Source organism: Devosia polycyclovorans (assembly GCF_042181575.1).
Taxonomy (GTDB): domain Bacteria; phylum Pseudomonadota; class Alphaproteobacteria; order Rhizobiales; family Devosiaceae; genus Devosia; species Devosia polycyclovorans.
This window is the reverse complement of the sequence record NZ_CP170084.1, coordinates 42190-59228: the sequence shown is the minus strand read 5'-3', so window position 1 is coordinate 59228 and position 17039 is coordinate 42190. Positions and strand designations below refer to the sequence as shown.

General features: G+C 60.4%; 17 protein-coding genes. 9 read left to right on the top strand and 8 right to left on the bottom strand.

Features of this window, described 5'->3' with window-relative positions; all coding sequences use genetic code 11:
- Positions 1-303 precede the first annotated feature (303 nt).
- A complete protein-coding gene (locus ACE4RL_RS18575; RefSeq protein WP_375600329.1) occupies positions 304-2673 on the top strand; it encodes a heavy metal translocating P-type ATPase in 2370 nt (789 codons plus the stop codon).
- Between the two features lie 315 nt (positions 2674-2988).
- On the opposite strand, the gene ACE4RL_RS18570 is transcribed toward ACE4RL_RS18575, so the two are convergent.
- The 3 genes from ACE4RL_RS18570 to ACE4RL_RS18560 all read right to left on the bottom strand — a co-directional run bounded on the left by ACE4RL_RS18570 (position 2989) and on the right by ACE4RL_RS18560 (position 5361).
- On the bottom strand, positions 2989-3702 hold the full coding sequence (locus ACE4RL_RS18570; RefSeq protein WP_207785196.1) for a ferric reductase-like transmembrane domain-containing protein: 714 nt from the start codon (positions 3700-3702) through the stop codon (positions 2989-2991).
- Entirely contained in the window at positions 3699-4337 is a 639-nt protein-coding gene (locus ACE4RL_RS18565) for a L,D-transpeptidase (protein ID WP_116587592.1), read from the bottom strand. Before ACE4RL_RS18565 ends, ACE4RL_RS18570 begins: the two co-directional genes overlap by 4 nt.
- Positions 4338-5040: 703 nt before the next feature.
- Positions 5041-5361 carry a hypothetical protein gene (locus tag ACE4RL_RS18560; RefSeq protein WP_350182149.1) on the bottom strand — a complete coding sequence of 107 codons (321 nt, stop codon included), beginning with the start codon at positions 5359-5361 and terminating at the stop codon, positions 5041-5043.
- Positions 5362-5570: 209 nt separating this feature from the next.
- Between ACE4RL_RS18560 and ACE4RL_RS18555 the strand changes: the two genes are divergently transcribed.
- On the top strand, positions 5571-5924 hold the full coding sequence (locus ACE4RL_RS18555; RefSeq protein ID WP_116587589.1) for a hypothetical protein: 354 nt from the start codon (positions 5571-5573) through the stop codon (positions 5922-5924).
- Here ACE4RL_RS18555 and ACE4RL_RS18550 read toward each other — a convergent pair.
- The 4 genes from ACE4RL_RS18550 to ACE4RL_RS18535 form a co-directional block, all read right to left on the bottom strand.
- On the bottom strand, positions 5915-7360 hold the full coding sequence (locus tag ACE4RL_RS18550; RefSeq protein WP_375600328.1) for a multicopper oxidase family protein: 1446 nt from the start codon (positions 7358-7360) through the stop codon (positions 5915-5917). The genes ACE4RL_RS18555 and ACE4RL_RS18550 overlap by 10 nt on opposite strands.
- 53 nt (positions 7361-7413) lie before the next feature.
- Positions 7414-7755 carry a hypothetical protein gene (locus ACE4RL_RS18545; RefSeq protein WP_375600327.1) on the bottom strand — a complete coding sequence of 114 codons (342 nt, stop codon included), beginning with the start codon at positions 7753-7755 and terminating at the stop codon, positions 7414-7416.
- Positions 7756-7813: 58 nt separating this feature from the next.
- The gene (locus ACE4RL_RS18540; RefSeq protein ID WP_116588133.1) at positions 7814-8293 is read right to left on the bottom strand and encodes a DUF411 domain-containing protein; all 480 of its coding nucleotides are present in this window, start codon (positions 8291-8293) and stop codon (positions 7814-7816) included.
- Positions 8294-8413: 120 nt separating this feature from the next.
- Entirely contained in the window at positions 8414-8614 is a 201-nt protein-coding gene (locus tag ACE4RL_RS18535) for a heavy-metal-associated domain-containing protein (protein ID WP_116587587.1), read from the bottom strand.
- A 172-nt stretch (positions 8615-8786) separates the two neighbouring features.
- Between ACE4RL_RS18535 and ACE4RL_RS18530 the strand changes: the two genes are divergently transcribed.
- From ACE4RL_RS18530 to ACE4RL_RS18505, 6 genes are all read left to right on the top strand, one after another.
- Positions 8787-11315: a copper-translocating P-type ATPase gene (locus ACE4RL_RS18530; protein ID WP_375598511.1), complete on the top strand. Its 2529-nt coding sequence runs from the start codon at positions 8787-8789 to the stop codon at positions 11313-11315.
- The gene (gene cueR, locus ACE4RL_RS18525) at positions 11312-11773 is read left to right on the top strand and encodes a Cu(I)-responsive transcriptional regulator (RefSeq protein ID WP_375598510.1); all 462 of its coding nucleotides are present in this window, start codon (positions 11312-11314) and stop codon (positions 11771-11773) included. The genes ACE4RL_RS18530 and cueR overlap by 4 nt, the downstream gene beginning before the upstream one ends.
- Positions 11774-11908: 135 nt before the next feature.
- Entirely contained in the window at positions 11909-13324 is a 1416-nt protein-coding gene (locus ACE4RL_RS18520) for an MFS transporter (RefSeq protein ID WP_375600395.1), read from the top strand.
- Between the two features lie 47 nt (positions 13325-13371).
- A complete protein-coding gene (locus ACE4RL_RS18515) occupies positions 13372-13515 on the top strand; it encodes a hypothetical protein (RefSeq protein WP_297112250.1) in 144 nt (47 codons plus the stop codon).
- A 65-nt stretch (positions 13516-13580) separates the two neighbouring features.
- Complete coding sequence (locus ACE4RL_RS18510) at positions 13581-13853, top strand: glutaredoxin family protein (protein ID WP_116587583.1); 273 nt, start codon at positions 13581-13583, stop codon at positions 13851-13853.
- The gene (locus ACE4RL_RS18505; RefSeq protein ID WP_375600394.1) at positions 13850-14827 is read left to right on the top strand and encodes a 2Fe-2S iron-sulfur cluster-binding protein; all 978 of its coding nucleotides are present in this window, start codon (positions 13850-13852) and stop codon (positions 14825-14827) included. Before ACE4RL_RS18510 ends, ACE4RL_RS18505 begins: the two co-directional genes overlap by 4 nt.
- A 40-nt stretch (positions 14828-14867) precedes the next feature.
- On the opposite strand, the gene ACE4RL_RS18500 is transcribed toward ACE4RL_RS18505, so the two are convergent.
- Positions 14868-15734 carry a DUF6692 family protein gene (locus tag ACE4RL_RS18500; protein WP_375600393.1) on the bottom strand — a complete coding sequence of 289 codons (867 nt, stop codon included), beginning with the start codon at positions 15732-15734 and terminating at the stop codon, positions 14868-14870.
- A 181-nt stretch (positions 15735-15915) separates the two neighbouring features.
- Here ACE4RL_RS18500 and ACE4RL_RS18495 point away from each other — a divergent pair, with 181 nt between their 5' ends.
- A complete protein-coding gene (locus ACE4RL_RS18495) occupies positions 15916-16689 on the top strand; it encodes a MauE/DoxX family redox-associated membrane protein (protein ID WP_375600392.1) in 774 nt (257 codons plus the stop codon).
- The last annotated feature ends 350 nt before the right edge of the window (positions 16690-17039 follow it).

Genomic DNA, 17039 nt, shown 5'->3' with positions numbered 1-17039 from the left:
CGGCCTCCCTAATTGCCTTCGGTTGGGAGTTATATCAGCGGCCACTCAGCCAAGAATCAATCCGGTCGAGAAGGCGACAACTTCAATCGCGGACCGTATCGATCTATCTATCGGCGGCGCAAACCTGAACGATAAAGGTCGTGGTTTGCTACAACGCCAAGCTTCGCTAAGCGGCAGACCTCGTTATCCGACGTCTCCAGGCGAATGTCGCAAGCACAAAGGCCGAGGCCAACAAAAGCGCAGAGCCAGATTGACCTTACCCCCGTTGGAAGGTGCAAGCTGCCAGCTCTGGGAGGTGCCACCATGTCAAACGATCACGCCCACCATCACGCCCATGCGCATGGTCACGCGTCGCATCAGCACGAAAACAAGTCGCCGCCAACCATGACCAAGGATCCCGTTTGCGGCATGGATGTGGACCCGTCGACAGCCGTGTTTCAGGCCACTTTCGACGGACGAACCTTCTATTTCTGCTCGCAGAACTGTCACGACAAGTTCAAGGCCAATCCAGAGCAGTATGTAGCGGCGGCGCCGGCAAAGGCAGGACCAGCAGCCGAAGGCACTGTCTGGACCTGTCCTATGCATCCGCAGATCCGGCGGTCAGAGCCTGGCTCATGCCCCATATGCGGCATGGCGCTGGAACCGGAAATGCCCACGGCCGACGATGCTCCTAGCCCTGAGCTACGCGATATGACGTTGCGCTTCTGGGTCGGTACCTCGCTCGCCGCACCGGTCTTCGTCCTGGAGATGACCGCGCATCTGGTTGATCTGCATGGGGTTCTTCCTGGTCAGGCGCTCAACTGGATCCAGCTTGTTCTGGCCACGCCCGTCGTTCTCTGGGCCGGATGGCCCTTCTTCCAGCGCGGGGCTGCGTCCGTGGTCAATCGTAGCCTGAACATGTTCACGCTGATCGCCATGGGTATTGGCGTGGCCTGGCTCTATTCGATGCTGGCAACTTTGGTGCCGGACATCTTCCCATCATCCATGCGCGGAATGGATGGCGCCGTTCCGGTTTATTTCGAAGCCGCCGCGGTCATCACGGCCTTGGCGCTTCTTGGACAGGTTCTTGAGCTCCGGGCCCGTGAACAGACCTCGGGCGCGATGAAAGCCTTGCTCGGTCTCGCACCTAAGACTGCGAGGCGCATCCGACCGGATGGATCCGACGAGGAAGTCGAGGTCGACGCGGTGATGGTCGGCGACCATCTGCGCATTCGGCCCGGCGAGAAAGTGCCGGTCGACGGCACCGTCCTGGAGGGGCGGAGTGCCGTCGATGAATCCATGGTCACCGGAGAATCAATGCCGGTCACCAAGGCCGAGGGCGCGCGGCTGATCGGCGGAACGATCAACCGCTCCGGCGGCCTGGTCATGCAGGCCACCGAAATCGGGCGCGACACCATGCTGTCGCGCATCGTTCAACTGGTCGCAGCAGCGCAACGCTCGCGGGCGCCAATTCAGCGGCTTGCCGACCAGGTTTCGGGTTGGTTCGTGCCTTTGGTGATTGTCATAGCTCTCCTCGCCTTCCTGGCCTGGATGGTCTGGGGCCCCGAACCTCGCCTGGCGCACGCCCTGGTCGCCGCAGTTTCAGTTCTGATCATCGCCTGTCCATGTGCCCTAGGTCTGGCCACGCCTATGTCCATCATGGTGGGCGTGGGCAAGGGCGCTCAGCTGGGTCTCCTGATCAAGAATGCCGAGGCCCTGGAGCGGCTGGAAAAGATCGACACGATCGTGGTCGACAAGACCGGAACGTTGACGGAGGGCCGTCCAAGCCTCACGCGGGTAATACCTGCGGATGGTTTTGACGGGACCCAGCTCTTGACGCTTGCTGCCAGTCTCGAACGCGCTAGCGAACATCCTCTTGGCGTGGCCATCGTTGCCGCAGCGGAGGATCGCACACTCAACCTCTCTGCGCCGAGTGACGTTGACTCTCCTGTCGGCAAAGGCCTGACGGGCATAGTCGAAGGCCGCCGGGTTCTGATCGGCAGCGCAAAGTATCTCTATGCCGAGGGCGTGGAACTGGGCAATTGGCGATCCCGCGCCGACGATGTACGCGCCGAGGGGGCGACGGTCGTTCTCGTCGCGGTCGACGGCAATGTCGCTGGCGCCCTAGGGATAGCCGATCCAATCCGTGCCACGACCGCAGAAGCGCTTGCCGACCTGCGGAGCCAGGGCATGAGTGTGGTCATGATGACGGGCGACAATGCTGTCACCGCCAAGGCAGTCGGCGCAAAGCTCGGGATCGACAATGTCGAAGCCGATGTCCTTCCCGAGCGCAAAAGTGCAGTGGTCGAGCATCTGAGAAGCCAGGGCAAGGTCGTCGCCATGGCTGGCGATGGTGTCAACGACGCACCGGCCCTTGCGGCGGCTGATGTCGGTATCGCCATGGGCACCGGCACCGATGTGGCCATGGAAAGTGCTGGCGTGACCTTGCTCAATGGCGATTTGATCGGCATTGCGAGGGCAAAGCGCCTGTCGCACGCCACCATGCAGAACATCCGCCAGAACCTGTTCCTGGCCTTCGTCTATAATGCGGCCGGTGTCCCCATCGCGGCTGGAGTCCTCTACCCGGTGTTCGGGCTGACTCTGTCTCCGGCCATTGCGGCGGCGGCCATGGCGCTGTCTTCGGTGAGTGTGATTGGCAATTCGCTGCGCCTGCGATCCGCCAGGATCAAATAGCGGGGGGGCGGCGCATGCGGACGATAAGGTGGTGGCCACGGCGGGGGGCGTCAGGATGCTCGACAAGCGCGAGTCCAGCCTCATCGATGCTGTTTCTCCAGGATTACGCCGCTGTCCACCTCGGGGATGAGGACTTGTCTGGCCCTTTGGCAGAATTTGGCACGAGGACACCGAATGCGCCCCCCTTGTCTACCGTGCCAGCGCTAGGACTGGCACGGTAGACCAGGCTGGCAATCGAACTACCGTGATCGCCTTTGGTTGGACCTTCTCAAATGACACATCCAGGGTACTAAAGTTACATCTGGTTTTGCTTTGTCACAGGGTGCCCGTTCCGCGTACATCAGGCGTGCCGGTCGGCGCTTTGCGGCGCCCCGCGATACCTCTGCGCCAGACCACATAGGTCGCGGACCAGCGCAGAACCTGCACAGACAACGTAAGACCGACGACAAACCAAGTGACCGGGTTAGGCGGGGGTTCTGGCCGATGAAAATGCTGGAAATGCATAACGAGAAAATATCCGGCGTGAAGCACGACGAGGATCCATACTCCACTAGCCGCCGACTGAAGCCATTTCCACGTTCTTGGCCCCAAAAAGGCAAGTGCACGATCATTGCTGATAAATGCCAAGCCGATTGACGGGATCAAGGCAAACACCCCAATCCAGTTCCCGAGACCAAGACCGTGCTCCGCCAGCACGTAGCGTTGAAGCGCCGGATGGAATGCGAAGCCGCTGAGCCGCCAGATATCGAGGTCAAGCCAGCCAATCAGAACTATGAGCGTGTGAACAGTTGCCGCGACCCCGAAGTAAATGCCGAGCTCTCGACGCCAAGGAAGAAGGAATGAAGCGCCTGGAAGCAGCGCCACGATCGGCCCCAGAGCCATGGTCAGGGAAATCAGCACAAAGGCGGTGTCACCGAACGCTCTGTTCCAGCGATGCATCGGGTCCCACTCAGTCCGCAGCCAGCCGAAGAGCAGCACCGCGGAAGCAGCAAGGGCGAGGATTATCAGATGTCGCGCAAATGTGTTCATACCGCTTGCTGAACCACGATCTGGCTCCCCACCGGAACACGGTTGTAAAGGTCGATGACATCTTGATTGAGCAGCCTAACGCATCCGCTCGACACTGCCACACCGATCGTGGCAGGATCGTTGGTCCCATGGACGCGATATAGTGTGTCGCGCCCGTCCTGAAAGATATAGAGCGCCCGCGCTCCAAGTGGGTTGTCTAATCCTGGGGCCATCCCGTTCCGGTAAGGTTCGAGTTCAGGCTGCCGCACAATCATTTCAGCGGGCGGGGTCCATGTGGGCCACTCGCGCTTTAGGCGGATCTCGCCGCGCCCGGACCAAGTGAAACCTTCGCGTCCAACGCCGACGCCATAGCGTATGGCGCTGCCACCTTCCCCGACCAAATAGAGATAGCGGTGCTCGGTATCGACAACGATTGTGCCGGGGCGCTCAGTTGTCTTGTAGTCAATGAATTGGCGTCGGAAACCCGATCGGATCAAGCTCACATCGACGGGCGGAATATCGAAGGCCTCCCCATGAATGCCAGCATAAAGCCGGGCATCCGGATCAACAGCCACCTGTTGGGCCAGTGTGGCATTAAGGGTGATCGGCGAAGCCGATATGGCCGCCAGGCCAGCGAGAAAATGGCGTCGTTTCATATGACAACCTTCGTAATTGTGGTTCAGCGAACCTTGAAAGGGAATTGCAGTGAGGCGCCGTCTGCCTCGACCTGGATCGTCCACGCTCCAGGCATGGGCGATTCCAGAGTGGCCACGAAGCGGGTAGGGCCGAGTGCTCGCGTTTGAAAACGCTCGGTCATGCCATGTTCGCGCATGACTGCAGAGACGACGGGCCAAGGTGGCGGCGACATATTGTCCTCATCCTTCGAGATGAATTGGAGGTCTACCGCAAGCGCTGATTGCCTGGAGGTCGCAACTGCCGATACCGTCCAGCCATCTAGCTCCATGGAGCCGCGAAGTGCCGGCGAAATCTGTTGCGGAAATATCCTCGTCAAAAGCACGTGCGACATCAGGCCCACGACCAATGTCAAAAGGACAATTGCGGGCAGCCAAACAAGATGCCGCCACCGTGAATGACGATGCAGAGCAAACGCACGTCTCATGGCCTGACACCCGACACCGAAGAGGCGAAGACCTGTTCGCGCGAGCAGTAATGCGATCCTGTCAGAGCCAACAACTGCCGCGTGGCCATGGCATCGGCCCACAGGACCCGGGCGGAATGTCCGTTCCTGCAAATCGCCCACCGGACGAGTCGACTGCGCCAAAGCGGCGCAAAAATTCGCATGATTCAACCTCACATCAGGCACAACTTAAGGGAACTTTATCGTTCCCCAGTGAGTGCTCAGATGTGTTGCGGAGGCTGCTCGGGATCAGAGGGGGCAGTGCCATCGCCATTCAAGGGCGTAGGTGGGTCCCAGCGCTTACTTGACGGCACCACATGGGCCAGGTCAGCCAGCCCCAATATTGGCAACTCGTGTGCATGATCGGCAGTCGAATGGTGACCGACCGCATGTACGCCGACCTTAGCTTTTACGGCATGGACATACGTGTCGGCGACCTCTGCTACCGAATGCTGGGGCTCACTGGCATGGCCAATCACCTGCCACATTGGCACCAGAGTTATACCAACAACGACCATCGCCAGCACAAGGCTCGTCAGCATTTGTATGATCGATCGCAAGATGGTGCACCGAGCAGCGTTTGTGAACGTGAATACTCTGGCGAAAATCATGCGCGGGGTCCAGACACAACTTGTCGCATGGGGAGCTAAACGAACCAAGGGGTAGCTCGTCGGGAGGCTTCGGTGGTTAGGTGCCTTCCCTAACGTGTCGGTAAGGTCGCAATGCTAGGTCCGACTAAGGAGGGCCTACCATGCTCAACGCGCTTAAGACTAATCTCAGCGAGCTTTTGCACCTCAGCAAGGACGCGCTTCACATTCACCTGGGGCTGGCGATCTATCTGGTCGTCTTCCTGACTTTGTCCCGGGGACGCTGGTTCTGGCTCCCCTGGGCGACCGTGCTCGCGTTTGAGCTGGTCAACGAGGCCGTGGACATCTTCCATCATGGTCCGTCCACAGCCGAACTTGGTGGCTCGGCAAAGGACATCGTCAACACCATGCTCTGGCCCACTGTGCTCCTGGTCGGGACGCACATCTTGCTCCGCCGCGCCCATCGGATTGACGGAGCGGGCGGAGCAGAGAGCTCGGAGGCTGGGCGTCAGCCGTAAACCACTTCGGTCATCATGCCAGTGGCCATGTGGTAGAGGTTGTGGCAGTGGAACAGCCAACGTCCTGGATTATCAGCATCGAAGCTGATGCCGACCGTGGCCATGGGCGGCACGAGAACGGTGTCGCGCACCGCGCCGTTCAAGGCCCGCCCGTTGAGCGACGTGACCTGGAAATGATGACCATGCAGGTGCATGGGGTGGGCCATCATCGAATGGTTCATGATCTCGAGAGTCACCCTCTCGCCCTCGGCCACTGTTAGAGGGCGGCGGTTGGGCCAAGGGGCATTATCCAGGTTCCAGGCATAGGGCGCCATTGACCCCATGATCATGGTCTGGATCGTCCGGTCGGCTGCCCTGGACGCAAGTGGATGGCGCGAGATCAGTCTTTCTTCCAGGGACAGATCGACCGGCCCCTCGGCTTGCTCCGCGTATCTCGACACCTTCGGGATCACGGCACCATTGACCGCGAGGATGACACCTGTGCGGTCCGTAAGGCCCTCGACCTGAGCTAACACCGGAACCACGGACTTGCCCTTCATGTCGATCAGCAGGTCCAGCCGCTGGGCAGCCGCCATCGGGAAGCGACTGCCGGTGATCGGCTCGACGTCGTTGCCGTCCACAGCCAGAACAGTGGCTTGGGCATCACCGAGATTGATCCAGAAAGCACTTGAGGTTGCGCCATTGATCAGGCGCAACCTGACACTGCCATTTGGCTCCGTGCGGATGACCTGCGGGTCGTCAAGCGTTCTATCATTGGCAAGGAAGGCGTCGTATGCAACGTCATTGAGATCCATGGACATCATTCCATGGTCCATGCCGCCCATCATCATCCCACCATCCATGGGCATGGCGCTGCCCGACATGTTGTGCATGTCGTGGCCACCGCTTTGACCACCCGTCAGCTCAGAAAGGATTTCATCGGGCGCGCGGAACGAGAAGTCATGCAGCAGAACGGTTTCATCCTGCATATCGGCATTTTCGTCCTCGGCGGTGTAAACGACGAGCGGCGCGGCGAGCAGCGACTGTTCCTGCAGCCCGTGATGGGAGTGCATCCAGTGCGTCCCGCTGCGCGCCGGGAAGTCGAAGGACCGGGTTTCCCCTGCAGCCAGCGGGGAGACATAGCCGGTGTCGGATACGCCGTCCTGAGCGGGATCGGGGACCTGGCCGTGCCAGTGGATGATGGTTTCGCCGCCGATCTGGTTTTCGAGGTCGACCAGAAAGCGTTCGCCGGCAGGCAGGAACAAACCTTGTCGCCCGTCGTGGGCACGAATGCCGAAGACGTTTGCCGGTTTGCCCAGCACATCAATGACGCGCCGCTCGGCAACCAGAGTGCGGGGAGTTGATTGTTGAGCCAGCGCGAAGCGCGGCAGGGCCACGCTACCGGCAAGGGCGAGGGATGCGCCAACAAAGGCGCGACGGGAGAGCAGAGTGCTCATGGAAAACTCCAATATCTGAAAGAGGGGTCGGCCCGGAGGCCATCAACGGAGCTTCAGATATGGATAGGCGGCCGGAACAGTGGTGGCTGCCAGCGCGGAGACCTTTGGGTCAATCTCGGAAGCGCGGCAATTCGAGACGTGGCAAAGCCTAATTCGGCGGCAAGAGACAGTGGCAAGCCCACACAGGAGGGGCAGATCTGCTGAGCACAGTCCTCGGCTGCCAGTTCGTTCACATGGCCTGATTTTTTTGGACCATGACCATGATGGTCGCAGGGTTGGGCTATGGTCGTCTCGGCGTGATGCGTTGCGGCATGCCCCGTCGAAGCAAAGACCATCGAGGCGTTGAGCGTCAGCGCCATCAACAAGGTCATCAGTGCTTGAACTATCCGCGTCATTTGTGCTCGATGAATGACTTCGTTTTCATCTCGTCCCGCTATCGGGCTGGGTCAAGGGTTACACACGTTGGTGACCGGCGAACCGCATGAAGACCAAATCACCCGAGCCGTCAAATGCCATCACGTCGTACTCATCGGGGTCGCTCCCCGCCGGACCTTCCATCCCTGGTGAACCAATGGGCATGCCAGGAACGGCCAGACCCCGGATCTGCGGGCGCTGATCGAGCAGGGCAATGACAGCCTCGGCCGGCACATGACCTTCAATCACGTATCCGTCAATTGTCGCCGTGTGGCATGAACGAAGCTCGGTGGGAACCGCGAGAGTGTCCTTGACGGTCTCCATCTCCTCGATCTCTTCCACGTCGATCGCAAATCCGGCTTGCTCAAGGTGGCGTGCCCAACCGGTGCAACAACCACACCAGGGATCTTTCTTGATTGAGATTACCGGGGCTGCGGCTTGCGCCAGCGCCGGCATCGCGGCGGCTCCACCCAGGAGGCTCAGGGTGCCAACGGCGAATGTGCGTCGGGTGATCAGCATAAGCAGCCTTTCTATCCTCAGAAGTCGGTCATTTAGTGTGCGGACATTCTGGCCGCGAGATGGCAAGCCGGACAAAGCGACCATATGACCGCTCTGCCCGGATGAATTGATCTGGCGCAATCAGGCGGCCAGCGTGCCGGAATAGCCTGCCAATTTGATGGCCTCGGCGATGTCCTGTACGGGGCGGGCCGTTTCCACCTGCACCTTGCGAGCAGCGACGTCGATCTTGATTTCGCAAGTCGGGTCGGTGCTCTTGACGGCCTTTTCGATGGTCGATGCGCAATGGCCGCAGGTCATGTCGGAGACAGTGAAGTTATACATGTCGTGTCCTTTCTGGTTGAGACACGATGGAAGATCGTTCTTCCCACGGTGGGAGGGTCAAGGCCCGATCTGCAGTTTTTTTAGTCTAGGACTTTTCTCGCAAAAAAGCGCTTGACCTTACCAACGTTGGAAGCCCCAGATGGAATGGCAGTCGAAATGAAAGGACTGCAAAATGTCTACGGACACCATCTCTTCCGGATCCAGTTTCGAGTTCCCCATTGAAGGCATGACCTGCGCCTCCTGCGTGCTGCGGGTGGAGAAGGCGATTGCCGCCGTCCCCGGTACGATCAAGGCCATTGTTAACCTGGCCACCGAGCGGGCGAGTGTCGAAACAGATGGATCTGTGCAACCGAGCGCTATCATCGCCGCCATCAACTCGGCCGGCTACGAAACCAGCGCCGAAAGCTTTGAACTCGAAATCGAGGGCATGACATGCGCTTCTTGCGTCGGACGCATCGAGCGGGCCCTCTCCGCCGTTCCCGGCGTCATCAGCGCCAGCGTCAATCTCGCCACCGAAAAGGCAACCATTAGTGCGGCTGGTGGCCTGGTCACACGCGCCGCGCTCGAAGCCACGGTCAAGGAGGCCGGCTATGACGTGCGTCAGGTCGCGTCCGAGGCCGGTGCCGAACCGGAGCCCGCCAGCGATCGCAAGGCGGCTGAGGCGCGCAAGCTCAGCTGGGCCTTCGGCCTTTCAGCGGTCCTGACCGCGCCGCTCTTTGTTATGGAAATGGGCTCGCACTTCATTCCGGCGGTGCACATGTTCATCATGAACACCATCGGCATGCAGACCAACCACTACCTGCAGTTCATCCTGGCCACCGTCGTCCTGTTCGGACCTGGCCTGCGCTTCTTCCAGAAGGGCATTCCGGCCTTGCTGCGCGGCGCCCCGGACATGAACTCGCTCGTCGTCCTGGGCACATCGGCCGCCTGGGGCTTCTCTGTCGTCTCCACCTTCTTCGGCGGCCTGCTCCCTGCCGGCACCGCCAATGTCTATTATGAAGCGGCAGCGGTCATCGTGACGCTGATCCTTCTCGGGCGTCTCCTTGAAACTCGCGCGAAGGGTCGCACCAGCCAGGCCATTCAGCGCCTCGTCGGCTTGCAGGCCAAGACCGCCCGTGTTGCACGCGACGGGGCCGTGATTGAATTGCCGCTCGAGGCCGTCCGTGCCGGCGACCGCATCCAAATCCGCCCCGGCGACAAGGTCCCGGTCGATGGTATCGTGCGGTCTGGTGAGTCCTATGTTGACGAAGCCATGATCACCGGCGAGCCTATTCCCGTCCGCAAGGGCGAGGGTGACGAAGTCGTTGGCGGCACGATCAACAAGACCGGCTCCTTCGAATTCGAAGCCACCAAGGTCGGCGCTGACACGCTTCTGGCGCAGATCATCCGCATGGTCGAAACCGCCCAGGGCTCCAAGCTGCCCATCCAGGCACTTGTCGATCGCGTCACCGGGGTCTTTGTCCCGGTCGTTATTGCCATCGCTCTGGCCACCTTTGCCGTCTGGTTTGTGTTTGGCCCGTCGCCGCAGCTCACCTTCGCCCTGGTCAATGCCGTTGCCGTGCTGATCATCGCCTGCCCGTGTGCCATGGGCCTGGCGACCCCGACTTCGATCATGGTCGGAACCGGCCGCGCTGCCGAACTGGGTATCTTGTTCCGCAAGGGCGAGGCTCTGCAGACCCTGCGTGACGTCAATGTTGTTGCTCTCGACAAGACTGGTACCCTGACCAAGGGCCGGCCTGAACTGACCGACCTGATCGTGACCGAGGGCTTTGATCGCACTGAAATCCTGCGTCAGGTGGCGAGCCTTGAAACCCTCTCGGAGCACCCGATTGCCGAAGCGATCGTTGCCGCTGCTGAAAAGGGCGAGCTGTCTCTGACAGCGCCCCAGGGGTTTGAAGCCACCCCGGGCTATGGAATTTCCGGCATGGTTGACGGCCACAAGGTTCTTGTTGGTGCCGATCGTGCACTAGCCAAGGCCGGTATTTCAGTCGACCACTTTGCCGGCAATGCCCGCCAGTTGGGTGATGAAGGCAAGAGCCCGCTCTATGCCGCCATCGACGGCACGCTTGCCGCCATCATCGCCGTAGCCGACCCGATTAAGCCAACCAGCCGCAGCGCCATTGCTGCTCTCCATGAGCAGGGTTTGAAGGTAGCGATGATCACCGGCGACAACGCCCGCACCGCGCAGGCAATTGCCCGCCAGCTGGACATCGACGAAGTGGTTGCCGAGGTGTTGCCCGAAGGCAAGGTCGATGCCATCAAGCGTTTGCGTGCGGATGGTCGCAAGCTGGCCTTCGTGGGTGATGGCATCAACGATGCGCCGGCACTGGCCGAGGCCGATGTCGGTCTGGCTGTTGGTACCGGCACCGACATCGCCATCGAAAGCGCGGACGTGGTCCTGATGTCGGGTGACTTGCGCGGCGTTTCGACGGCTCTCGCCATTAGCCGGGCCACCATCCGCAACATCAAGCAGAACCTGTTCTGGGCCTTCGCCTATAATGCTACACTGGTGCCGGTTGCTGCCGGAGCGGCCTTCCCGTTCACCGGAACGCTGCTCTCTCCTGCGCTTGCCGCCGGTGCCATGGCCCTGTCGAGCGTCTTTGTGCTCGCCAATGCCCTCCGCCTGCGCTCCTTTGGAGCGCCGGCCGGCTCCGAAGCAGGTGCCTCTGGTGCGCCACTTGAGCTGGAGTACGCAAAATGAACATCGGGCACGCTGCAAAGGCTACGGGTATCTCGACCAAGATGATCCGCTACTATGAGACCATCGGTCTGATCACCCCTGCACACCGGTCAGATGCCGGGTATCGCGTCTATACCGATCACGACATCCATGCGCTTCGCTTCATCAATCGCGCCCGGGACCTCGGTTTTTCCGTCGAACAGATGCGAGACCTTCTGGCGCTGTGGCGGGACCGCAGCCGTGCCAGTGCCGATGTCAAGGCTATCGCGCTGGAGCATGTCGCCAAGTTGAAAGAAAAGGCGCTAGCGCTTGAGGCAATGGGTCGAACACTTGAGCATCTGGCGGAAAATTGCTACGGCGATGACAGGCCGGACTGCCCTATCATCGAAGAGTTCGCTGTTTCTCCGGCGCCAAAAGTACTGATCAGGAGAAAGCCTCGATTTGGTATTGCGGGTGAAATAGACCCGCATACCCACTGATCATTCAAGGCGGTGAATTTTCACCGCCTTTTTTGTTTGCAACATTCCTCCTCACTCCTCTTGACTCTACCAGCGTTGGAAGCCGGAGACCGGGGTTAATCGCAATCGGCGAGAAACCTTTTCTGGGGAACTCCAATGCAAAAGTTCATACCGGATCCGAAGAGATGGGCCGCTCTGGCATTGCTGTGTGCCGCCCAATTCATCGTAATCCTCGATACCTCCATCATCGGCGTGGCACTGCCCGCCATCCAGGCCGATCTCGGCTTTTCCGCCAGCGGTCTGAGCTGGATTTTCAACGCCTATGTCATCGCCTTTGGCGGCCTGTTGCTGCTCGGCGGTCGGTTGAGCGACCTGTTCGGCGCGCGCCGCATTTTCACGACCGGCTTCGTCATCCTGACCGCCGCCTCTCTGCTGGCCGGGCTCGCCACAAGCCAGGAAATCCTGCTTGCCGGTCGCGCCCTGCAAGGTATCGGTGCCGCGCTGATTGCGCCATCGGCCCTCACCATCGTCATGCGCCTCTTTGGACATAATGGTGCCGAACTCGGCAAGGCCTTCGGCTTCTGGGGTGCAGCAGCAGCAGCCGGCGGTTCGGCCGGTGTTTTCCTCGGCGGCGTGATCACCGAGTGGATGGCCTGGCAGTGGACCTTCCTCTTCAACGTGCCGCTCGGCCTGATCGTGCTTGCCGCCATCCCGGCTGTCCTGCGCAAGTCCGAACGGGCACGCGGCAAGGTTGACTGGTTCGGCGCGATCACCGTCACCGGCGCGTTGGTTTCACTGGTCTATGCCATTGTCACCATCGAGACGGCCGGCCTTGGCTCGCCGCTGATCCTGTCGCTGCTCGGCATTTCGCTGGCGCTCTTCGTGATCTTCCTGATCGCCCAGCGCGTTCGCCGCGAACCGCTGCTGCCCCTCGGCATCTTCAAAGCGCCCAACCTGGCCGCCGGCAATCTGGTCATGGCCCTTCTGGGTGCTGCCTGGATCCCGCTTTGGTTCTTCCTCAACCTCTACCTGCAGCAGATCCTCGGTCTCTCTGCCCTCGCCAGTGGCCTTGCGCTCCTGCCGATGACGGTTCTGATCATGATCGTGATGGTGGGCTTCTCCGGCAAGCTGATCGGCCGGTTCGGACCGAAGACCAATCTTATCCTCGGCCTATTGCTGATGGGGGCGTCCCTCATCCTCTTCGCCAGCCTGCCGCTCGATGGTTCCTTCGTGGTCAACGTTCTGCCGGCTTCCCTGCTGGCGGCGTTGGGCGTGGCTCTTGCCTATATCCCGGCAACCATGTCGGGCATGGCAGGCGCCAAGCCCGAGGAAACAGGTCTGGCCTCAGGCCTCATCAACACCACCTACCAGATTGGCTCGGCCATTGGTCTTGCCGTCATGGTGGTGATCTCCACCGCCGGCTTCGGCCATGGCAGCGCCGGCGCGGCCGAAATGCTTCAGGGCTTCCAGGCAGCGTTCCAGGGTGCAGGTGTCGTCGCAGCCATCGCTGCGTTGGCAACACTTGTCCTCATTCGCGGTGGCGCCGCCCAGCGGGAGGTGCCGGTGGGCTAAACCCCAGGCATGGCGGGCTTCGGCCCGCCATGTTCCGGCAGATCATCATGTTCGAAGATTTCACATTTTACCTCAATGCCCCACCGCCAGCTCGTCGGCGTTTCCGCCTGCCGCTTTGGCTGCGCGGCAAGAAGCAACGTCCGCCCCTCAGCCCGCATCTGCTCAGGGACATCGGTCTCGACCCGCAGTGAACGAACCGCCTTTGTCGCTCGTCACCATCACGGGAGCCAAAAGCTCCACAACAGGAGGACTACCAATGCAATCCCTGTCCGCCCCCACCATCGAACTCTACACAACTTCGACCTGCCCAGATTGCCGACAGCTCAAGACGTGGTTCGATCAGCTTGGCATTCCCTACCAGGAACACGACCTTGCCCGCCCGGACGTGGCCGAGGAGGCCAGGGCCCGAACCGGCGTCCGGGTCGCACCCATCACTGTGGTGGGCACCAAGGTCTATTATGGCACTCATGACACCCAGCGCGCGCAGTTGCGCCAGGATTGGCCGGTACTGTTCGGAGCCGGGCGATGACGACGCTCCGCCTTCCCCAGGTGCAAGCACGCGTCACCGTGACCGAAGAGCAAACCGTGCTCGAAGCCGCACTCGACGCTGGTGTGCAGTTTCCCCATAGCTGCCGGTCTGGCCGCTGCGGGGCGTGCAAATCCCGCCTGCTTTCGGGCAAGGTCATGATGCGCGAACACTCGCCTTTCGCTCTCGACGTTGCGGAACGGGACTCGGGATACATTCTGGCCTGCCGCGCTGTGCCGCTGACGGACGTCGCCGTTGCCTGGAGCAATGAACAGGTCGTCGCCGGTGCCCAGGCCCGGATCGTAGCGCTCCACACCATTGCGCCCGAAATCTATCGGCTGGTCCTGCGTCCCGAAGAAGCGATTGCCTTCTCGCCCGGCCAGTTCTTCGAAATCGAACTGGCGCCTGGCATCACCCGCAGCTACTCGGTGGCCAGCGAGCAGGGGGCTCTGCATCTGGAGTTCCACATTCGCGCCATAGCCGGTGGACGCGCTTCCGGCATCCTGGCCAGTGAGCGTGAGCTGGGCGACGTTGTCCGCGTTTCCGGGCCATTCGGAAGTGCCATTGGCGCCGGTGGGGTTGCGGGGCCAATCCTGGCGATCGCCGCCTCGACCGGCCACGCACCCGTGCAGTCGATTTTGAACTCAAACGACGGCCGGCGTGTGCATCTTGTCTCCTTTGCGCGCCAGCACGACGGATTCTATCTCAATGGCCTCTTCACCCGCGCGGCCGAGGCTGACAGCCGGTTCACCTACCAAGCGATCACGACCGGCGCTGTTGCGCCAAACTCATCTGCATCGCCTTTGGCCGAGGCCATCAGCCAGCTCGACTGCGACCTGCTGTCAGGTCAGGTCTATATCGCCGGGCCTCCAGGCTTTGTTGACGCGGCGGCGGCACTGGTCACGGCCCGGCGCTGCCTCACCGGTGTCATTCTGACCGACAGGTTCGAGTTGAGCGCCGCTGCGGCCACCGGTTGATCGGACGGATCGGCGGTGACCCACCGCCAATCCATTCCCTCTATTGGCAGCGCAGATAGCCCAGATAGCCCGCCCGCAATTGATCGCCGATCGCCAGCTCCATGACCACTTCGGGAAGATCCTGGTCCGCCAGCTCTGTTATGTCTTGGCCATCCCGACCGGCAAGGGTCAGACTGAGGTCGCCAGCGGCAAACGCGCCCATGCTGTCACCCTCGATCCGCACCACATTGCCAGACAGTTTGACCGCTGCGATGGTGCCGGTGTTGCTCGGACCGATTGCCAGCGCCGGCTTGCTGTCTTCGGTGTACAAGAATGTACATTGGGCCTCAGCGGACAAGGCCGCTGAAATCTCTTCGGGACTCAGAAACTCTGGATCGAGTACCGCAACCTCGGCGCTGGCCAGGGCAGCGTCGACGCTCTCGACCAGCGGCGCAGGCGTTTTCGGATCGGCCGGCTGTTTGCCGTCTTCGGCGATCGAGGCCAGCAGGTACTTCATCTCCGAAATTTCCTTGTCCTGGGCATAGATGATCTCGTCGGCCAGCTTGCGCACGCGGCCGTCTTCGATACCCGCCCGCGACGAGGTCATGATGGCGATGGAATGGTGCGGGATCATTGCGCTCATATAGTCGCTGTCGTCGACGGTGACCTGGCTGCGCACCAACCATAGCGAGAGTCCGAAAATCACAGCGGCACCCGCGAAGATGGCAATATTGAGCGTCTTGTTCTTGTACATGGAGAGCATGAAGGCCAGCATGATCACTGCCATGGCCCCGCCCATCACCAGCGCCATCCAGGCACGCGTCTCCGACCAGAACACATGGCTGAAGAGATAGGTATTGAGGTACATCAGACCGAACATCACGACGGTCGATGTGGCGATCATTAGGAAAAAGCGGCCGTATTTCATCGGATCCTCCATCATTGTCCGATGGGGAAATGACCTTTCCACGTGGTAAGGTTGCACAATTGGCCGAATGAAGCGCTGTATTCGCCGCTAAGTCCAGGAAAGGTGGAACTTCTACTGCTGCTCCGCACTCTACCTATGACAGGCGACTACTATTCGACTGGCGCCAACGGAGAGACCCATCATGTCCGAACAGCAAGCGACCGGCTCACCCCGAGCTTCCCTATATCGTATGGTCATGCCATCCCACGTTTGCCCCTATGGCCTGAAGTCAAAAGATCTCCTTGAACGGTCGGGCTTCACCGTGGAGGACCATCACCTCAAAACCAGGGAAGAAACCGACGCTTTCAAGCGAGAGCATCGGGTTGAAACCACGCCGCAGACATTTATCGACGGCTCCAGGATTGGCGGTCATGACGATCTGCGACGCTTCCTCGGCAAGCCTGTCGCTGACCCCGAAGCCACCAGCTATCGCCCGGTCATTGTGTTGTTTGTACTCATGGCTCTCACCGCCGTTGCGACCAGCTATGCAGCCTATGGAACGCCTTTCGTGGTGCGCACTCTGGAATGGCTCATCAGCTTCTCGATGGTCGCCCTTGCCCTCCTCAAGCTTCAGGATGTCGAACAGTTCAGCACCATGTTTCTCAACTACGACCTTCTTGCACGACGATGGGTGCCCTACAGCTATATTTACCCCTACGCAGAGGCCCTCGCGGGGCTCCTGATGATATCTGGGGCGCTCATCTGGCTTTCGGTCCCTGTTGCGCTCTTCATCGGTACCGTGGGAGCGGCGTCTGTCTTCAAGGCGGTCTATATCGATCGGCGTGAACTCAAATGCGCCTGCGTTGGCGGCTCGAGCAATGTGCCGCTCGGCTTTGTGTCGCTCACCGAAAACCTGATGATGGTCGCGATGGCCGTCTGGATGCTCGCCTCCAAGGTCGTGTTTCCGCAAGTTTAGCCCAACGTTCGAGAACCCGTAGGCGCGTCCTGGAGCATTATGCATCCCAGCGTCTGCGTTGGGTCCGGTTACCGCGCTGCGTGCCCCAACACCGGACCGGCCGGTAACGGCCCCAAAACTGCTAGACGACATCCATTTTTGGCGGCGAACCCTAAAGTGATATCTAGGCTTACCTCTGAAGTCGATTTCAGTATATTTTCGCCGCTCCATAATCTAGATTATGCGAATATTTTCTTTTTATTGATCTGGATGATGTGCTATAACTTTCTACAATTATTATCCCCTTCCTCGGAAATAGATCAACCCAACGGGCTGATTTTCGCATAACGAGCCGGAAGCCAGTCGACCAA